At 33.4% G+C, this 17,262-nt stretch carries 17 protein-coding genes and 1 tRNA gene; 6 read left to right on the forward strand and 12 right to left on the reverse strand.

Annotation, left to right across the window (positions count from 1 at the left end; genetic code table 11):
* The 3 genes from J4418_01850 to J4418_01860 form a co-directional block, all read right to left on the reverse strand.
* On the reverse strand, nucleotides 1-266 hold a 266-nt coding region (locus J4418_01850; protein ID MBS3112802.1), incomplete at its 3' end, for a hypothetical protein.
* Between the two features lie 25 nt (nucleotides 267-291).
* Nucleotides 292-1,047: a PHP domain-containing protein gene (locus J4418_01855; GenBank protein ID MBS3112803.1), complete on the reverse strand. Its 756-nt coding sequence runs from the start codon at nucleotides 1,045-1,047 to the stop codon at nucleotides 292-294.
* A gap of 66 nt (nucleotides 1,048-1,113) precedes the next feature.
* On the reverse strand, nucleotides 1,114-1,740 hold the full coding sequence (locus J4418_01860; GenBank protein MBS3112804.1) for a thymidine kinase: 627 nt from the start codon (nucleotides 1,738-1,740) through the stop codon (nucleotides 1,114-1,116).
* 362 nt (nucleotides 1,741-2,102) lie between these two features.
* Between J4418_01860 and J4418_01865 the strand changes: the two genes are divergently transcribed.
* Complete coding sequence (locus J4418_01865) at nucleotides 2,103-3,302, forward strand: redox-regulated ATPase YchF (protein MBS3112805.1); 1,200 nt, start codon at nucleotides 2,103-2,105, stop codon at nucleotides 3,300-3,302.
* An 8-nt stretch (nucleotides 3,303-3,310) separates the two neighbouring features.
* Here the strand turns inward: J4418_01865 and J4418_01870 are convergent, their stop codons facing one another.
* The 3 genes from J4418_01870 to J4418_01880 form a co-directional block, all read right to left on the reverse strand.
* Nucleotides 3,311-3,697: a hypothetical protein gene (locus J4418_01870; protein ID MBS3112806.1), complete on the reverse strand. Its 387-nt coding sequence runs from the start codon at nucleotides 3,695-3,697 to the stop codon at nucleotides 3,311-3,313.
* A 143-nt stretch (nucleotides 3,698-3,840) separates the two neighbouring features.
* The gene (locus J4418_01875; protein ID MBS3112807.1) at nucleotides 3,841-4,284 is read right to left on the reverse strand and encodes a DUF2073 domain-containing protein; all 444 of its coding nucleotides are present in this window, start codon (nucleotides 4,282-4,284) and stop codon (nucleotides 3,841-3,843) included.
* 35 nt (nucleotides 4,285-4,319) lie between these two features.
* The gene (locus J4418_01880; GenBank protein ID MBS3112808.1) at nucleotides 4,320-4,955 is read right to left on the reverse strand and encodes a 50S ribosome-binding GTPase; all 636 of its coding nucleotides are present in this window, start codon (nucleotides 4,953-4,955) and stop codon (nucleotides 4,320-4,322) included.
* A gap of 239 nt (nucleotides 4,956-5,194) precedes the next feature.
* On the opposite strand from J4418_01880, the gene glyS reads away from it, so the two are divergent.
* The 3 genes from glyS to J4418_01895 all read left to right on the forward strand — a co-directional run bounded on the left by glyS (nucleotide 5,195) and on the right by J4418_01895 (nucleotide 8,123).
* Nucleotides 5,195-6,691, forward strand: a complete 1,497-nt coding sequence (gene glyS / locus J4418_01885; GenBank protein MBS3112809.1) for a glycine--tRNA ligase — start codon at nucleotides 5,195-5,197, stop codon at nucleotides 6,689-6,691.
* A 3-nt stretch (nucleotides 6,692-6,694) separates the two neighbouring features.
* Complete coding sequence (gene aspS / locus J4418_01890; protein ID MBS3112810.1) at nucleotides 6,695-7,969, forward strand: aspartate--tRNA(Asn) ligase; 1,275 nt, start codon at nucleotides 6,695-6,697, stop codon at nucleotides 7,967-7,969.
* 36 nt (nucleotides 7,970-8,005) lie between these two features.
* Nucleotides 8,006-8,123, forward strand: a tRNA-Phe gene (locus J4418_01895).
* A gap of 26 nt (nucleotides 8,124-8,149) precedes the next feature.
* Here J4418_01895 and J4418_01900 read toward each other — a convergent pair.
* Both J4418_01900 and J4418_01905 read right to left on the reverse strand, forming a co-directional pair.
* A complete protein-coding gene (locus J4418_01900) occupies nucleotides 8,150-10,369 on the reverse strand; it encodes a hypothetical protein (GenBank protein ID MBS3112811.1) in 2,220 nt (739 codons plus the stop codon).
* 181 nt (nucleotides 10,370-10,550) lie between these two features.
* On the reverse strand, nucleotides 10,551-12,911 hold the full coding sequence (locus tag J4418_01905) for a type II/IV secretion system ATPase subunit (GenBank protein MBS3112812.1): 2,361 nt from the start codon (nucleotides 12,909-12,911) through the stop codon (nucleotides 10,551-10,553).
* Between the two features lie 183 nt (nucleotides 12,912-13,094).
* On the opposite strand from J4418_01905, the gene J4418_01910 reads away from it, so the two are divergent.
* On the forward strand, nucleotides 13,095-13,619 hold the full coding sequence (locus tag J4418_01910; GenBank protein MBS3112813.1) for a hypothetical protein: 525 nt from the start codon (nucleotides 13,095-13,097) through the stop codon (nucleotides 13,617-13,619).
* A 218-nt stretch (nucleotides 13,620-13,837) separates the two neighbouring features.
* Here J4418_01910 and J4418_01915 read toward each other — a convergent pair whose 3' ends face one another.
* The 3 genes from J4418_01915 to J4418_01925 form a co-directional block, all read right to left on the reverse strand.
* On the reverse strand, nucleotides 13,838-14,134 hold the full coding sequence (locus tag J4418_01915; GenBank protein ID MBS3112814.1) for a PIN domain-containing protein: 297 nt from the start codon (nucleotides 14,132-14,134) through the stop codon (nucleotides 13,838-13,840).
* 252 nt (nucleotides 14,135-14,386) lie between these two features.
* Entirely contained in the window at nucleotides 14,387-15,118 is a 732-nt protein-coding gene (locus tag J4418_01920) for a hypothetical protein (GenBank protein MBS3112815.1), read from the reverse strand.
* A 264-nt stretch (nucleotides 15,119-15,382) separates the two neighbouring features.
* Nucleotides 15,383-16,006: a hypothetical protein gene (locus J4418_01925; GenBank protein ID MBS3112816.1), complete on the reverse strand. Its 624-nt coding sequence runs from the start codon at nucleotides 16,004-16,006 to the stop codon at nucleotides 15,383-15,385.
* A 300-nt stretch (nucleotides 16,007-16,306) separates the two neighbouring features.
* Between J4418_01925 and J4418_01930 the strand changes: the two genes are divergently transcribed.
* Complete coding sequence (locus J4418_01930; protein ID MBS3112817.1) at nucleotides 16,307-16,861, forward strand: hypothetical protein; 555 nt, start codon at nucleotides 16,307-16,309, stop codon at nucleotides 16,859-16,861.
* An 88-nt stretch (nucleotides 16,862-16,949) separates the two neighbouring features.
* On the opposite strand, the gene J4418_01935 is transcribed toward J4418_01930, so the two are convergent.
* Nucleotides 16,950-17,262: hypothetical protein (locus J4418_01935; GenBank protein MBS3112818.1), on the reverse strand; the 313-nt coding region annotated here is incomplete at its 5' end.

A 17,262-nucleotide genomic window follows, 5' to 3' on the forward strand; every position in this document is an offset into this window, starting at 1 on the left:
ATTGAAAATTTAATGTAATCAGTTCTTTTTTTTTCAACTTCCCAATATATAATATGCTCTTTAGCCCCGGTTGCGCCAGTTTTCTCAAGATGAAATTCTTCCATGAATTCCACTTGACCCCCCGTAGTCTTATCAATCCATTGATTGCTTTTTAACCATGAATACATCACTACATAAAACTCTTTAAAATTAAATACGTCTTTAAATTTAATTTTAACTTTAGGGTATGCAAATGGTGTAGGTGGCTCTTTTTTAACTTCCGCCATATAAATATTATATAAATTGGAGCATTTATATATTTTTGTATTTAGAAGTTACCCCCATACGCGATAATAACCTCTTATCAAATAAATCAAAAACATTAAGCCAAGCTATATAAATAAATAATCGGAGATTTAATGGTTCAGTGGTTATATGCACTTTATTTGCCCTTATCGCTTCCAATACATCTTCCTTATTAAAATTTGAATTAATATATGAATAATTTTTCAAGCCTAACTGAAACCAGTTATGCGCATCAGTATTTGCTATCAAGGTTTTATTAAATTTTCTAGCAATAATTGCAGCTTGTTTATTTTTATTAAAATATGCTGTATAAAAATGGCAATGTTCAACAAAATCAAAGTTCTGAATATTTTTAATCAAATCTTTACCTAAACAGTTACTCCCTGGATAATATGGGTGCGGCGCACCTATTACCATGCCCTCATTTCTAAAATTTTCAAGAACGCCAAGTGATGGATATATTGACTTGTAAACTCTTCTAAACTCAGGTCCTGATTTCCAATATTTTAATTTCCTTTGGTCTGCATTTATAATAAGAACTTCTTTACCTCCGATTAAAGCTTCCATGCCGGGAAACAATATTACCCCTAATTTTTTCGCATAATCATCAAGTTCGTTATTAAAATAAATCGAATTATGATTCGTCACAGCAAGCACCTTAAAACCAAGTTTAGCTTTGTACTTAATCATCGCCTTAGCAGTATAAAGAATTCTGTGGCAGGGATCTTCAAAAGTATGGATATGTAAGTCTGCTTTTAACATTATAACAAAAAGAAAAATGATAATATTTAAAGTTTTAGTTTCTCAATAGTATACCGCTGTTGACAATTAAGGTTTACCCGGAACTATGTGATCCCCTAAACAAACTGCAAGATATTTCTCATTTTGACCTGAACCTTCAACCAAGATTATCGGAGAATTATAATGCGCAGGTTTCCCATCAATTAACCTTTGACTTCTGGTAGCAACTCCGCCACAGCCTTCATACTCACACCTTGCAGTTAACTTTGTAACTTCATCTGCCATTGATAAAAGATAGGGCATAACACCAAAAGGTTCTCCCTTAAAATCAGTATCTAGACCATCAACTATAACATTAATATTAATTCTTAACAATTTTTCAACAACTATATCCAACCCCTTTACAAAAAATTGGGCTTCATCAATTGCCACTAATGCTAAATTATATTTGTCCTTAACATAATCAAGAATAGAAAATGGATTCTGCTCATTTACAATAATTCCTTCAATATATATCCCGCCTTGCGCTTCCTTGATTTCTCTCGGCCTATTATCACATGCTGGTTTAAACACTAAATACTCTATCTCACCATTTTTAATAAAATCTAGCTTCTCATACCGGGCTTTTAACGTTTTGCTTTTACCGCATCTCATTGGCCCGCAAAAGACTTCTAAAATGCCTGGTTTAATATCTGGATCATGCTTACGTCTCATAAAAAATCACCTCATAGCTTACAACCCTTCTCAAAGTTCATAAAGATTATTGTTGCCAAAAGAATATTACCTAAAATAGAAATATAGGTCAAGAACCATTTCTTGTAAATATTAGATTGATAAGAATATTAACTTGAAGTCAACTTCATTCAACGAAATTTTTTTAAAGAACCCAAGAAAATCTATAAATATCAAAAGCTCACTAACACATAGGTCATAGACTGATGGCATACTTGCCCTTCTGGCGAGGTTAGCTCACTATAAATGGACTTTTAACTGCCGAATAAACCCAATCAAAGATTGGCAGAAAATGAGTGTATTTTACAATAAGATATATAAACCATCAGCATTAACTACTCCCTATGTTAATTGGAATTGTAGGCAAACCTTCTTGTGGAAAAAGTACATTTTTCAAGTCATCAACATTGGCAGAAGTAGATATCGCAAATTATCCGTTCACAACCATAAAACCAAACCGGGCAATGGGTTATGTAAAAATTAATTGCGCAGACAAATTTTTTGAAAAACAATGTAATCCACGGATGGGATACTGTACAAATCATAAAAGGTTTGTTCCTGTGGAATTATTAGATGTAGCAGGTTTAGTGCCGGGAGCGCATGAAGGACTCGGCATGGGCAACCAGTTTCTTGACGATTTAAGACAAGCAGATGTCTTAATTCATGTTATAGACATATCGGGGTCAGTAAACGAAAAAGGTGAACCTGTTGAACCATTATCTTACGATCCTTTAAACGATATCAGATTTCTTGAAAAAGAACTGGATTATTGGTACTTAAATATTATAGAGAAAGGATGGAAAAAATTTGCACAGAGAGTTATACAAGAAAAACTAGATATCAAGATTGCCCTTGCTAAACAATTATCAGGATTAGCTGTTACAGAGGACATGATTGAAACAGTTATAACTAAATTTCAACTTCAAAATATCAAACCGGTGGACTGGACACAGGAACAAATGTTGCAGCTTGCAACTGAATTAAGAAAAACAACTAAACCTATGTTGATTGCCTGCAACAAAGTAGACGTGCCTGGCGCAGAAAAAAATTTTGCAAGATTAATAAAAGAATTCCCTGATTATATCCTGATTCCATGTTCAGCAGAATCTGAGCTGATGTTAAAAGAAGCATCAAAACACGAATTAATTGATTATATTCCCGGAGAAAAAGATTTTGCAATTAAAGATGAATCTAAGCTTAACGATAAACAAAAAGCAGCACTAACCTTTGTAAAAATAAACATTCTTGAAAAGTTTGATTCAACCGGCGTACAAAAAGTATTAGACAAAGCTGTTTTTGAACTATTAGGTTATATCGCAGTCTACCCGGGCGGAATTAACAAGTTAGCAGATTCAAACGGTAACATTTTACCGGATTGTTTTCTTATGAAAAAAGATTCAACAGCGCTAGATTTCGCGTACAAGCTTCATACTGACTTTGGCAAACATTTTATTAGAGCTATTAATGTAAAAACAAAAATGGCTACTGGAAAAGACCAAAAACTTCAGCATTGCGACGTTATAGAAATAGTTTCAGGGAAATAGTTCTATATTTAATCTTCCCCATTTTTAATCCTTTCAAATGAACTTGCAAGATCAATGACATATTTACCATCTTCAAGTTTATAAACTAAAGGATCTTTCCTGGAAAATAAATGCACTAAATCAATTTCGAATTTACCCGGTTTCAAAATATTGATGCTTTCAATGTCAAGAATAACTGGCGAATCATGATCATATGTTTCACCAACAATATCCAATACATCTCTTTCAATCTGTTCCTTTTCTTTTTTAGTCAGATTGTAAGTAATTTCTTTTGCTTTTTCAAGTCTAGCTTGACTCACAAAAAAAAAAAGTTTACCCCCGCAATTACATCCGCTTAAGATTTCTTTTGCGCCATTTTCGTAAAAAGTATTGCAACGTACACATTGGTGCGGCATCTTAATTCACCTTTTTTAAAACTAAATTAATATAATAATCGCATGTCCCTATTTTTTCCCTGGTTCGCAAGAAACTTTGCTTCTGCACCATAACCGGAAATTTTAGAATTGAATTAAGCAAAAAACGGCATGGATTAATCATTTTAAGGCCTCGCTTTACCATTGGCAATTCCATTTATATTTGCAACCAATTTCTTTTTTTGCGTTCTTTTAACAACTAAATTTTTAGTAAATAGTTCAATTTTATCAGGATTCTTTTTTATTTCTTTAATAATAGAAGCAGGTCCTACAATTGTAAAACCGGTTCTATCCCCTAATAAATAATTAATCATTACCCTTTTTGCTTTTTCATGCCAAAGCTCTTCATTCTTTTTCTTAGGAATACTTACCGCCAACTCTATGCCCTTAAAATCTTCATCAATACTCTCCATAGTTTTTTCAATTAATTCAGCTTCTTCTTCCTTCTTAAGTCTCCCTTCCAAAACTGCAATTTTGTTATCTTTAACAACATTAAGAATTCTTTGTATCCTCCTTTGCGAAGATTGTTTTTCTATCTCTGAATATGGAATAAATTGAAATGCTAACATTTTCTATATCATACCTCTTTTATTTAAATATAAACTTATCGGTTCGTCGCATCTAACAACATTTCATAAAATTCATCTATATTTTTACCAAATTTGGCGCTAACTCCAATAACTTCATATTGTGGAAAAGCGGATTTAATTCTTTTAATATCCGATTTTTTTAAATCACTTTTATTAGCTACAATTAACACATTAATATCTCTAGCAGCTAAATTGCCAATGATAGTTATATTTACTTGTGAGAATGGGTCTTTAGTAGCATCAAGCACTACAATTACTGTATCCATATCATCTAACCACTTTATTGCATCAATAATCCCTTTTGTTGCTTCTTTAGCCCTTTTCTTAGCTTGAGCCTCTTTCATGCCAAACTTTAAAAAATCTTCATAATCAATCTTTGTAGCAATGCCTGGAGTATCTACTAAACTAAATGATAGCTCGCGGTTGCCTTTTTTAATATTTATCTGCTCTTTGATCTGAATTTCCCTGGTTTCATGGGCAATATTAGAAACTGAACCCATATCTTCACCTAACCAATCTTGACAAATTCTGTTAGCCAGAGTAGTTTTACCGGCGTTAGGCGGTCCGTAAAGACCAAGTTTAATATGAGACTTAGTTTTAAATAATCTCCCTAAATACCTGTTTAAGAATTTTCGTACTGATTTTAACATTATTATCTTTCCCCTCTGCCAAAAATAAATAAGTTTAGGTTATAAATACTTTTTGGTTAAGGAATATATAGATAGTTCTTATGAGTTCATCAAAGCTTAAAAAAAAGATTCAATTCCGTAAAAATGACCCACAAAAATGACTAGCACTAATCATAATTAAATACTATCAACATTAAACTAGTAAGGACAACATCAAAAAACCATATAATTTATAAACTAAAACTGAATTTCTAAATCCTATGGCTAATCACGAATTCGTACAGCATTTTAATGCATTCTTGCATCAAAAGGGTTTTGTTTGGGGTCCAAGTCCAGAGATTTATGGAGGTTTAGCTGGTTTCTATACTTATGCCCCTTTGGGTAAATTACTCAAAAATAATGTTGAAAACACAATCAGGGATATCTTTCACAAAAACCATTTTTGGGAAGTTGAATGTCCGAGTATTATGCAAAAAGAAGTTTGGAAAGCATCAGGCCATTTAGAAGGTTTCACAGATCCATTAATCAAATGTTCAAAATGTAATTCTAATTTTCGAGTTGACGGTTTGATTGAAGAAACAATTGGGACAGAAATTCCTATTGGCGAGATGTCAAACCCCGAAATATTAAAATTGATAGAAGAAAAAAACATTAAATGCCCGAACTGCAAAGAACAGTTAGAAAAAAAGATTACTAAACATAATTTAATGATGAAAACTACTGTAGGCGTTGACACTGAAGCTTATAATAGGCCGGAAACAGCAACAACTACATATTTGCCATTTCCGCGATATTTAACCCATTTCAGAGAAAGGCTGCCATTTGGAGTTTTCCAGATAGGTAAAGCTTTTAGAAATGAAATAAGCCCAAGACAACATCTTATGCGTATGAGGGAATTCACACAAGCAGAGGGCCAGTTATTTTTGTTCCCCGACCAAAAACAAGATTACGAACCTTATGAAAAAATAAAAAATAAAAAATTGCCTTTATGGCCGCACAAAGTTTGGAGCCATAATAAGCCATTAGAAGAAATCTCAGTTAAAGATGCAATTGAATTAGGATATTTCAAAAATAAAGCTTACGCATGGCTTGTGCACTTATCATATGAACTTTTTACTAGCATGGGAATTCCCGCTGAAAAAATTAGGTTAAGACAGCACAACCCAAAAGAAAAAGCATTCTATGCTGATGATGCCTGGGACCTTGAAATACGCTTAAACAGTTTTGGGTGGATGGAATGTTGCGGAATCCATGACAGGACAGATTACGATTTGAAACAGCACGCTAAACATTCCGGAAAAAAACTTGAGGCAAGAGACGAGAATAATGTAATACAAGTTCCGCATGTCTTAGAAATTGCATTTGGCACCGATAGGCCAACTTACGCATTGCTTGACATTTTCTATGAATACAAGGACAAGGAAGAGGGCAAAACCAAATTTAATGTTCCTTACAAGCTTGCTCCTGTAAAAGTTGCAATTTTCCCTTTAATGAAAAAGGATAACCTTCCTGAAAAAGCCGAAGAGATATATCAAGAATTATCAAAACAGTTCCAATGCAAATACGACCAATCGGGCAGTATAGGTAAACGATATTTAAGGGAAGATGAATCAGGTACACCTTTTTGCATCACTATTGATTATGATACATTGGAAAAAGGTACTGTAACAATCAGGGACAGGAATACAGCTAAACAGGAAATTATTAAAATTAATAATATACTAAAAACAGTTAAAGAGAAACTGGATGAGGCGTAAACAATGGAAAGGATCTATACTAATGAAGTAAAAAATCATATGGGGGAAAAAGTTTTAGTAAAGGGATTTGCCCAAGAAATTCGTGATTTAAAAAATATCAAATTTGTTATTTTAAGAGATAAAGAAGGAACAGTGCAGACAATTGCGCATAAAAAGTTTACAGATGAAGCTTCACATGAACTCATCTCAAAAACAAACCAAGAAAGTTCTATCCTTATAGAAGGAGAAGTTTGCAAAAACAGCGAAGCAAAACAAGGTTATGAAATTAAGATTGGAAAATTCGAAATAATTAACAATGCCGAACCTTTGCCAATTGATATTTCAGATAAAACTAACACCGGTCTTGATACAAGGCTAGATTTTAGGTTCCTTGACTTTAAAAAATCAAAGATTCAGGCAATATTTAAAGTACAGAACGAAATCTTAAAAAGTTTCAGAGAATTTTTTTATGAACAAGGATTTATAGAAATGCAGCCACCCTGCATAATTGCTGCCGCTTCAGAGGGGGGCACTGATTTATTTCCAGTAAAATATTTCGAAGCTGACGCATACCTTGCGCAGTCCCCTCAATTATATAAACAAATGTTGGCATGCGCAATTGAAAAGGTTACAATGGTAACCCCTGTCTGGAGAGCAGAGAAACATAACACAACTAGGCATATAAACGAAATTAGGCAGATGGACATTGAAGTTGCGTTCTGTAATCAAGTGCAGGTAATGAAATATATTGAAGATGTAGTCGGGCACATTGTTAAAAAAGTTAAACAAAAATGTCCTGAAGAACTTGAAATACTTGGTGTTAACCTCAAAATACCAAAAGGAATTTATTTAAGTTATGATGAAGCAATATCAAAAGTCAGGGGAAAACACGGCGAAGATTTTACACCCGAACAGGAAAGACAGCTATGCGCAATGTATCCCGGCGACCTGGTGTTTACACATTCATGGCCTGCAAATTTAAAACCATTCTATATTATGACAAAAGATGCAAGATCTGATGCAAAATATAGTGAAGGGTTTGACGCATTATATTTAGGCGTGGAAATATCTTCGGGGGGTCAAAGGATTCACCTTCCCGAACTTTTGATTGAAAGGTTAAAAACTAAGGGATGCGACCCGAAAAATTTTAAGTCGTATATTGACAGTTTCAGGTACGGCGCGCCGCCCCATGCGGGATGGAGCATTGGCCTGGAACGCCTAACCCAGCAAATTTGCGGTTTAGACAATGTTAAAGAAGCTACAATGTTCCCTAGGGATAGGGACAGATTGATACCGTAAAACTTATAAAACCACTAAATTTATTAAGATTAGAATGGGGACGTAGCTCAACCCGGGAGAGCACTAGACTGAAGCTCTAGGTGTCGGGGGTTCAAATATTAGCGCCTGAAGTGTTAATACTTCGAACGCCAGTAAGAAAATCCCTCCGTCCCCATCTATTATTTTTTAATATTTATAATTCTACCCGATAGCAATATTTTTCAGAATTGATGCAGCAATAAAATTAAATACTAGTATAACAACAAATGCTAAACCGGAATAAAGTATTGTGCCCCGAATTAAATTTTTCCCGAGAACATAACGCTCAGCTAGTTTATCTGAACCGTTTTCAATCGTATTTACTAATATTGACAAAATATAAATAATTTGTATAATGTAAAGTCCGACTATTATCTGAAAATAATAAGTTGGCATGCCGTCCCCAAGTAATTCTTTTATTCCTTCCAGCCCTTTTAAGCCTGCCATTCCGCTCCCGCTTGAAACTTTATCCATTAAAAAAGTAAGTTTCCCAAGAATAGTTGTAACCATTGAAGTTATACCGATAACAATGCCGGCTATAACCGGAGCCATAAACTTAATTTGCGAGTTCATTGAAGATACTATTTCAGCCATTAAATCTCTTAAGCGTTCATCAACTTTATGTATCTCCTTTATGTACTGTGATATATTTACAAGCGTTTGCGCAGCAACTTTAGGGCCTTTGCTTGTTGCCTGCGTCAAAACTTTCATTGAAGACTTAATCATATTAGAAGGATACTTTATAATTGCGCCAACCTTAGAATCAAAAATTGCGTTTTCAACGCTCATCCCTAACCGGGTTATATTATTAGAAACAATATTCATAAAATCTCCTGAAAATGTTCCCTTCATAGACTCAGAAACTTTACCAAATGCAACCTCCATTGGCAAACCATCTCCCAGCCTGTTGCCTAATTGAAACAGAGCAGATGCAAACTCTTTTTCCAGAAGTTTTGATTTTTCCCTTATTTCAATAACATTTTTAGAAATAAACTGATAATATGTGCCTATTCCAAATCCAAACGCAATTACAATTGCAATGCTCAATATTGCTGCACCTATGCCATATGGCCCAAAAGAAAGACCTACTAATGGTCCTTTATCTGCAGAACTTTCTCTATATTCTAACAAACAAAAAGTAGAACCGCATGAACTCGTAGTATCTTCATCTAAAAACCCAATATCCGCAAATCCAAAAGCGTGAAATATTAAAGGGCTTATCCCTATAATAAAAAAACCGATTCCTATGATTAAAGAAATAAATAATGGATTTATAGACATTTCAAATTTGCCAAGCCTAATTAATATGTTCCTATACTTTTGTAGTTCAGGGCTGGTTTCCGCTATATCAGAATCACCGTAACCGGTGGGCCGGTTAGCAAGGATACTTTTACCTAAATAAAATACACCTACGGGTAAAATAAAATTATACAATGTTGCAATATACATTGCAAGTGTTGTTGGCGCTACAGAACCAGTTGTCATAAAACTAACAATTAATGGCAAAATAACTAGGCCTAAAATCGGTAATATAACCCCTAACATATGCAACATCGTGATAGGTGATTGTAAGCTATGCGCGAAATGCAGCATTTTTTCATATGTACCTTCAAGTATTACTTCTAACGATTTATCAAGTAATGCAAGCCTTCTAACCTCGGTGCCTTCATATAATGACCCTTCAATTAAATGCATTGATTCGATGAATTCAGTATTCCACTTTCTCCATGATTCAAGGTATGTATCAAGAGATTCTTTGATTGAAGAATAAACCCCTGTTTCAACATTCCAGATTAACCTTTTAAAATCAAGAGACAATGGTTGAGTTAAATAATCGGATGCAAATTTAATTGCACCCTCAAGATTAGAAGTATGTCTCATATATGTTACAATATAAAACACCCCTATTATCATTTGATTGCTGGCTTTAACTCGCCAATCATCTGCAAAATATTCCGGAATCTTGTTTAGAATAAACATTAGGATAACCCCTAATATCAAAAAAACAAACACTAAAAAAAAACTGGGTTCAGGTAAAAACAAAGCAGTGAATAAATAACCCATTAAAGAACCAATGAACATTAATAATATAGGCCCTAACACTGAAAAACTCACTACCCCTGAAGGCGTAACATTCAAATGCGCAATTTTGATATTTTCTTCAAGCGCAGCTAAACTTTTTTGATCTGGAGAAATTTGAATAATTTTTTCACTAATATTACACACTTTTTCATAAAAAGACATCCTTTTCGGCATCATCTCTTTTCTAAACTGCAAATACTCAATAGATTCAATGCTTTCAGTTTGGGCTTTACTGCCAATTTGGGAGATAATCCTTTTCTGATATTTCTGAATTAAATCCTTTACATCTGATGATACCATTAATATTCCTCTTTTTTTGATGACTAATTTTACCTAAATCTAACTAACACATATATTAGATATATTTAATATTATAAAGTTTGTGATTTTAATGCGTGATCCAAAAAAGATATTGTCTGTATAAATTTAATGCTAAATAAATCAAATTAGTTTCATCTTTTCAAGTCAGTTTTAAAAATATTCATTTGTTCGTTTTAATATCCCTTTTCTTAACTTCTCTTTTCAACCATTCTTCCCATTCAAAAAAAATTCTGCCGGAGTCCAGTCCGCCGACTTCATTTTGTACTTCCTCAACAATATTATGAAACATGTCATTTGCAAGTATAACAAAATGCGCTTCTAATAATGCCAGATCTTTCAAATTATCTGAATATTCAACCAGTGTTTGTTTTATCTTTGCACGTAAAGTTATATTATCCCAGACTGCATCCCAATTACCTGCAAGACCTCTTATATTTCCAGCAACGGCTTTCAAAATTTCAGAATCTCCATTAATCAGATCCTGAGACGGCAGTAATCTGTCGCTTTCAACATCATATTTCATCAAATCAACAAATCCTCCTTCTAACATAGGATCATTTTCCCAATGTTTTCTAACTTCAGTAATTTGCGTAATTCGTCTAACCCTCCTTGTGCCTGATGCAGACCTAATCGGGTTCGCAACAATTATTAAGTCTGTTGCCTTGAACGAAGTTCTTGGGACTCCAATATCATTTACAACCCTGTCAAAAACACCATATGGGGATTCAGCATGAATCGTGCCAGCTACAACATTAGCAGCTGCGCCAACCCTCATTGCTTCATACAAAGCAATAGCTTCCTGTGAACGCACCTCACCCACAAACAACGCAGAATCTCCTAAACGCAAAGTTGCTCTAATACCATCAGTTGCAGTTACTTCAGCGCTCCCTTCTTTAGCAAGCGCGCCGGCAACTTTCATCTGTTGGAGGTTATAGCCCTCTTTAATCAATTGCTTACTTGGTAATTCCAGCGTATCTTCAATTGTGATTATCCTATATCGCCTCATAATCTCAACTAATAATGACCCCAAAAATGAAGTTTTACCTGAAGATCTCGTGCCGCAAACCAAGATTGTTCTTGTGCCGTCTACCAAAAAACTAATCAACCCTGCTGCAAGTGGGTCAATCATACCCGCTTTAATAAAGAGCGGCAGCGTCCAAGGTTCATCTCTGTGGCGGCGGAAAGAATATGCCAGCCCGGTAGGGTTTAAAGGAGAAGTTATAACTGAAACTCTTGTTGATGCAACTGACAATGAAACTTCAGTATCTAAAATAGGATTAGCCTCGTCTAATGGGCGCCCTGACATCAGCCTTAATTTTGTTGCCCATGACTCAGATTCAGTTTTAGTAGGATAAATATTGGTATAACAGTCCCCAAAATCCTGATGAACAATAAAAATGGGTGTTTGCCCCATCGGGCTGTTTACTGAAATATCCTGTATTTTTTCATCAGCAAGTAAAACCTCAATTAAACCAAATCCGACAGTGTAACGAACTAAAATATCTACTATTTCCTTTATTTCATCCTGTGTAAACCCATAATTTTTACTGGTTGAAAGCTCTTCAACAAGATCCAAGCCCACTTTATAAAAAACATCTCTCATCCTTTCAGGATTAATAAATTCTTCTTTACTCGGTTTATACTCAGCAAGAATATTTCGGGCAATATCCAATATTTCATATTTTTCTTCTGAAAGCTTAAACTCTGGCGGGAATATATGATAAAGATTTTTTACTGAATCCGGAAACTTAAAAATAGTAACTTCTGATTCTCCAACATTATAAGAATCCACTTCTTCACCATTTGAAGGATAAGTAGACATTAGCCTTGTATACATGAAATCTGGTTTAGTTGTGGGAGTAAAAATATTATTATATATCCTTCTATCGCCAGGCGTAAATCCAGCTAAAAAAGGAGAAAGCGCCTGGATCATTTGAGTTTTTTCAAGTGCGTCGCCAATATAATCTAATAATTTAATAAACTTATTATATTCACTAATTAATCTTTGATCACTCACCCCCTTTAACCTAATTTTTTCCTGGCGAGATAACCTTCTTATTTCAATATACGCTCCGGCCGGATCGCTTTTAAAAGTCCTATAAAAAACTTCTTGAAATTTTGCAAGAGAAGCGCCCATAACTCTTGCGCTGTATGAATCAGATAATAATGTCTGGAAATAATGTAAATAACCCTCTTTAACCAAACTTTTATATAATTGCGCAATTTCAACAAGTAATTGTGTTTGAGAATAATCATACTCATAATCTCTTTTCTGCAAAAAAACTATCTTTCCTACCGGTCCGGTCTCTATCAACCTCTCAATAGTTCTGGCCATACAAGTAGAATCATCCTCAATAGAAGGAATATTTAAATTAATTTCATAATCAATTTTAAGGATAGATTCATCCCCTTCCTTAATCAATTCATAATCAGAACTTTTTTCTTCTTCAGCCAACCTATTAACCCCTGAATATTTTACAAACGCATATGTATACAAACCTATATGTATAGTTACAGCCATTTTGTGAAATTAATCTCAAATACACTGTATCTGGGATTTAGTTTATATTCTTTAATAACTAACACAATTAGTGATAGTTAACAAATACCCACAAACAAAATCCTTATAAACTTATAATATTTATAAACTTATAATCAATTAATATTAGAGATAGAATATTTATAAACTTTTGGATGATAGAATATGACCGATTTTATTGGAAATTTAATAAATCAAGTTAAAGGTACTAAAAATGTTAATACTAGTGCAAATAAACCCGAAAATCCAGAACCAAAAGAAGAAACCCCTGAACAGGTAACACAGTTCATTGAAAAACTTAATAATCTGAACAGATCAATAAGAACTTTAGAAGAACGGTACAACAATTTACGGAGGAAAACACAGCTTACAGACCACAATATACTAGTACAACACCAAAAACTAAATAAGGAATTAAAAATCAATGATTCTGATCTAATTGATATTAAAAGAGATTTACAAAAAATTAACATTAAAATAAATATGTTAGAAAAAGAGTTAGAGCTTTGCGGGAAAAAACAAGACCTCGATATACTTGCAAAATATATAGGTTATTGGCGGCCTTTAAACTTTATAACCCAGGCTGAAGCTGAAAAAATGATACAAACGGCATTATCTGTTAAAGGTGCCCCTATTCAAGAAACCATTATTCCGAAAAAGAAAAAAGAGGGAGAAAGGGGGATTTATTAAGGCTCTAACAACATATAAATTATAGCCAATATAAAAAGTCAATCGAAACACGCACAAGCAGTGCTATATGACTCAAGCTACGAGCGAAGCGGAGTGGCGAAAGCAAGGAGCGTAGCAACGAAGAGTCACGAAGGCATGTTACTTTAGTTCATTTTATATGTAGAACTTTTATTAAAAATATCACAAAAAACTTCAAATTACGCGAAAGATTTGTATATTTAAAGTAATTCTTTATCTCTGGTAATTAGGGGTATCTTCAATCTTTTAGCAATAGCAACATGAAGATAATCATAAAAGCTAATTACAAATTGTTCTTCATTTTCATATTTTCTTGCTAATTCATAGTCATCATTAGTAGTTTTGATTATTCTTATTGAATCTGAATGCTTAAAGAATTTCATCACGTAGTCAAATTTGTCCGCTACTTGAAATGAGAGTTCTTTCAATACTATTGTAGAAACAATAATTCCATGTTCAGCCTCAAGAAAATCTTTCGCTAATTTCCAATATGGCACTCCTTTAGATGCATCTCCTTCTTCTTTGAATAGGTTTAACCAATACAGGAGTCGACATAATAAGTTTTTTGTGCCATACTTAATTTTACAAAAGTTCTACTTAATATAATTAACTAAATAGTGCCTTCGTGATTTCATATAACTTCGGGATCGTTGTTATGTCTGGGTAAGCGAAGCGAAAGGTGCAAGACGTTCCCAAAATTTCATCGAAATTTTGAGTTGTAGGTGCTCTAGTCTGGGCAGGAAAGAAGTTTATTTCTTTTTTCTTAAAATTAAAAAGAGGATTAATAGAACTAAAACAATTACAATTCCAACTACCCAATAAATTAGATTATTTAATTTGTCTGGAGGAAGAAGAAATTCAGCAATTCCTGTACGAATACTATCATCAACATAAATAATTTCTCCATTGATAGCACTAACAACCGCATAGGGATATTCAGAATTCCCCACAGTTATTTTCCATGAAAGAACAAAATCAGGATCCTTGTAGCCAATCCCAACTTTTTTGTTAGCAATTCCAAACTCAGCAAATAGATTCTCTTTGCCAAATATATCCGAATAATCTTCTTGTAATATTGCGAAAGCATCTTCTTTAGAAATTAGGGGATTTGGTGAAATCTCTCCAATATTATCAGAAACGCTTCCTGCTTCGAAGACTTTCGACCCCTCTTTATTAAAATGATATATTACATCTCCACCCATAAAAAATCGTAATCCATTATAAACACGATTGGCTTTCACAACATAATAACCTGCTTGAGGATTATCTGTATATTTAGAATCTATTTTAAGTTTTAATATCTGAAAATCATCTATGTTCAAATTATTTTTGTTAAAAAGATCCTGGACAATAACTAAATCTTGAGGAGATATTTCGTGATTAATCTCTACAGTTTTTTGTTCTATTTCTGCAAGCACCGTAGCAACTCCAGCTATTAAAAATAAAGATACAAAAACAATGTTCAATATTTGGTTTTTCATAGTTATTATATTTCAATCCTTTTTTTTAAATTATTCTTAAGCTTCAAATGAAATTGAATCCACATATTATAACAAAATAACACTTCTTTATAATACTTTCGTTTTATCGAGGGATTGGAAGAGAGCACCTACAATTAGACATAACTTCCGCGATCGCTGTTATTAGCCCTAAGGCGAAGCCGGGAGCCTGCAAGGCGTGGTGCGACTGAAAGGAGCAAGTAGCGATGGCACAAAATTAGGATGGAGAACGGCGCGCATTTTCAGTTATTCAATATCTAAGGTCTTATAACAGTTTTGTTTATAACAAACATTAGTTGGGAAATCCCCGCCCCTATAACCATAACAGTTCGGAATGTTACGTATCCTATCACATATTTTTGAGTTATTTGTATTACTTGCAAAGGAAATGTAACAGCTTCCAATATGCCCATTATCTATATTTTGACAAATAGAAATATCAGTATTAAACACAGCAAAAAAAGTATAACATTCATTTAAATTAGCATTATTTTTTATTTTACCACAATCAAGATAATTAATTTCACTAGATAAAGCCGAAAAACAACCAACCCTCTTTACATCATTTTCAATACTTCCACAATAAAATATACCTTTTTCTTTTAATGCAAATTCGTAGTAACAATTATCTCTCAGAGTAATATTTGAAAATATAATCTTACACATGCTTAGATCCAGATACCAATGAGGATTCTCTCTGATTGGTGTAATTGGATCGAGACAAGGTTTCTCACATTCATCATTAGGAATCCCAAAATTATCCGAATCTTGAGTTTGTTGATCTTGAGTTTGTTGAGTATAAATTATTATTCCAAATACTATTCCGATTATACAAAGAATTAAGATTCCCAACAATTTATAGTTTTTCAATATACAAATATAATAATCCAAAGAGTTTATTAAGTTTTCGTTTCCGCGCGCCGTCTGGGTGGGGTTGGAGATAGGCCATCGCTATTGCTGATAACGTATGCGAATCGCTGAAATACGCCTGTGGAAAATAAGTTTATATTTAAACAGAGATATTAACAAAAATAAGTCAACAGATTTTCTACAGAGCCCAATACACCAAAACCTTTAAATATAAACTCACCTATTAAATAAATAGAGCTGGATGCCACAAACTAAAAATTAGGTGTCGCTAATAATATAACATTAAAGAGCAAGATAATAATGGCTAATAATTTAATTGAATTTATACTCCAAATGAGAAATAACGCTTATTCTAATGACCAAATAATACAACAGTTGCAGGAACAAGGTTATAATAGCCAACAGATTTATGATGCGATGAGCCAAGCAAATATGCAAAACGCAGGACCATTAACTGATAATCAGATTTTTGATGGCGGAGAAACATATGATATCTCTGAAGCCCCTGCAGAAAATATGCAAATGGCTTCTATACGCGACGAAATAGAAACTGTTGCTGAATCTATCATTGAAGAAAAATGGGCTGAGTTTGAAGACAGCGTAAAAAGGATTCTGGACTGGAAAGTTGAAGTTGAAACAAAAATTGACGCTTTTTCAAAAGATGTTGATGACTTAAAAAATAACATGATGAATCTTCAAAAAGGCATTTTTGGAAAAATCAATGAATATGATAAAAGTATCACTAACGTAGGCACAGACATAAAATCACTGGAAAAAGTGTTTAAAGATGTCCTCCCAACATTTACAGAAAATGTCCAAGAACTTTCAAGATTAACTAAAAAAATGAAAAAATAGTATTTTTCTTATCTAATAAATAATAACTTTTAATATTTTTTCTTTAAGATTTGCAGAGTTATTTAAAATTTAAATTAATTAAAAAAGTTTATTTAATAATAGACTCGCCAGCCAATAATTTAATTGTTAGCGCTGAAATAATAAGAATAAATATCATTCCTAAAACTTTAGGATGGAATATGGTTGCAATTAAATTAACATCCCCCCTTGAAGTCGCAACTCCGGGTTCAACATTTTGAACCCCAGTAATAGACGAAATCAACGAATCAGATAAACCCGGTTGCTGCCCATCCCCTACATATACTGATGGACCGGCAAAAAAAACCTGGCCAATTGCTAAACCTAAAACTAATAAAGATGTTAATAATATCCAATAATTTACTACATACCTGTATTCTCCT

The sequence above is a fragment of the Candidatus Woesearchaeota archaeon genome, from assembly GCA_018303425.1.
Lineage (GTDB): Archaea > Nanobdellota > Nanobdellia > Woesearchaeales > JAGVYF01 > JAGVYF01.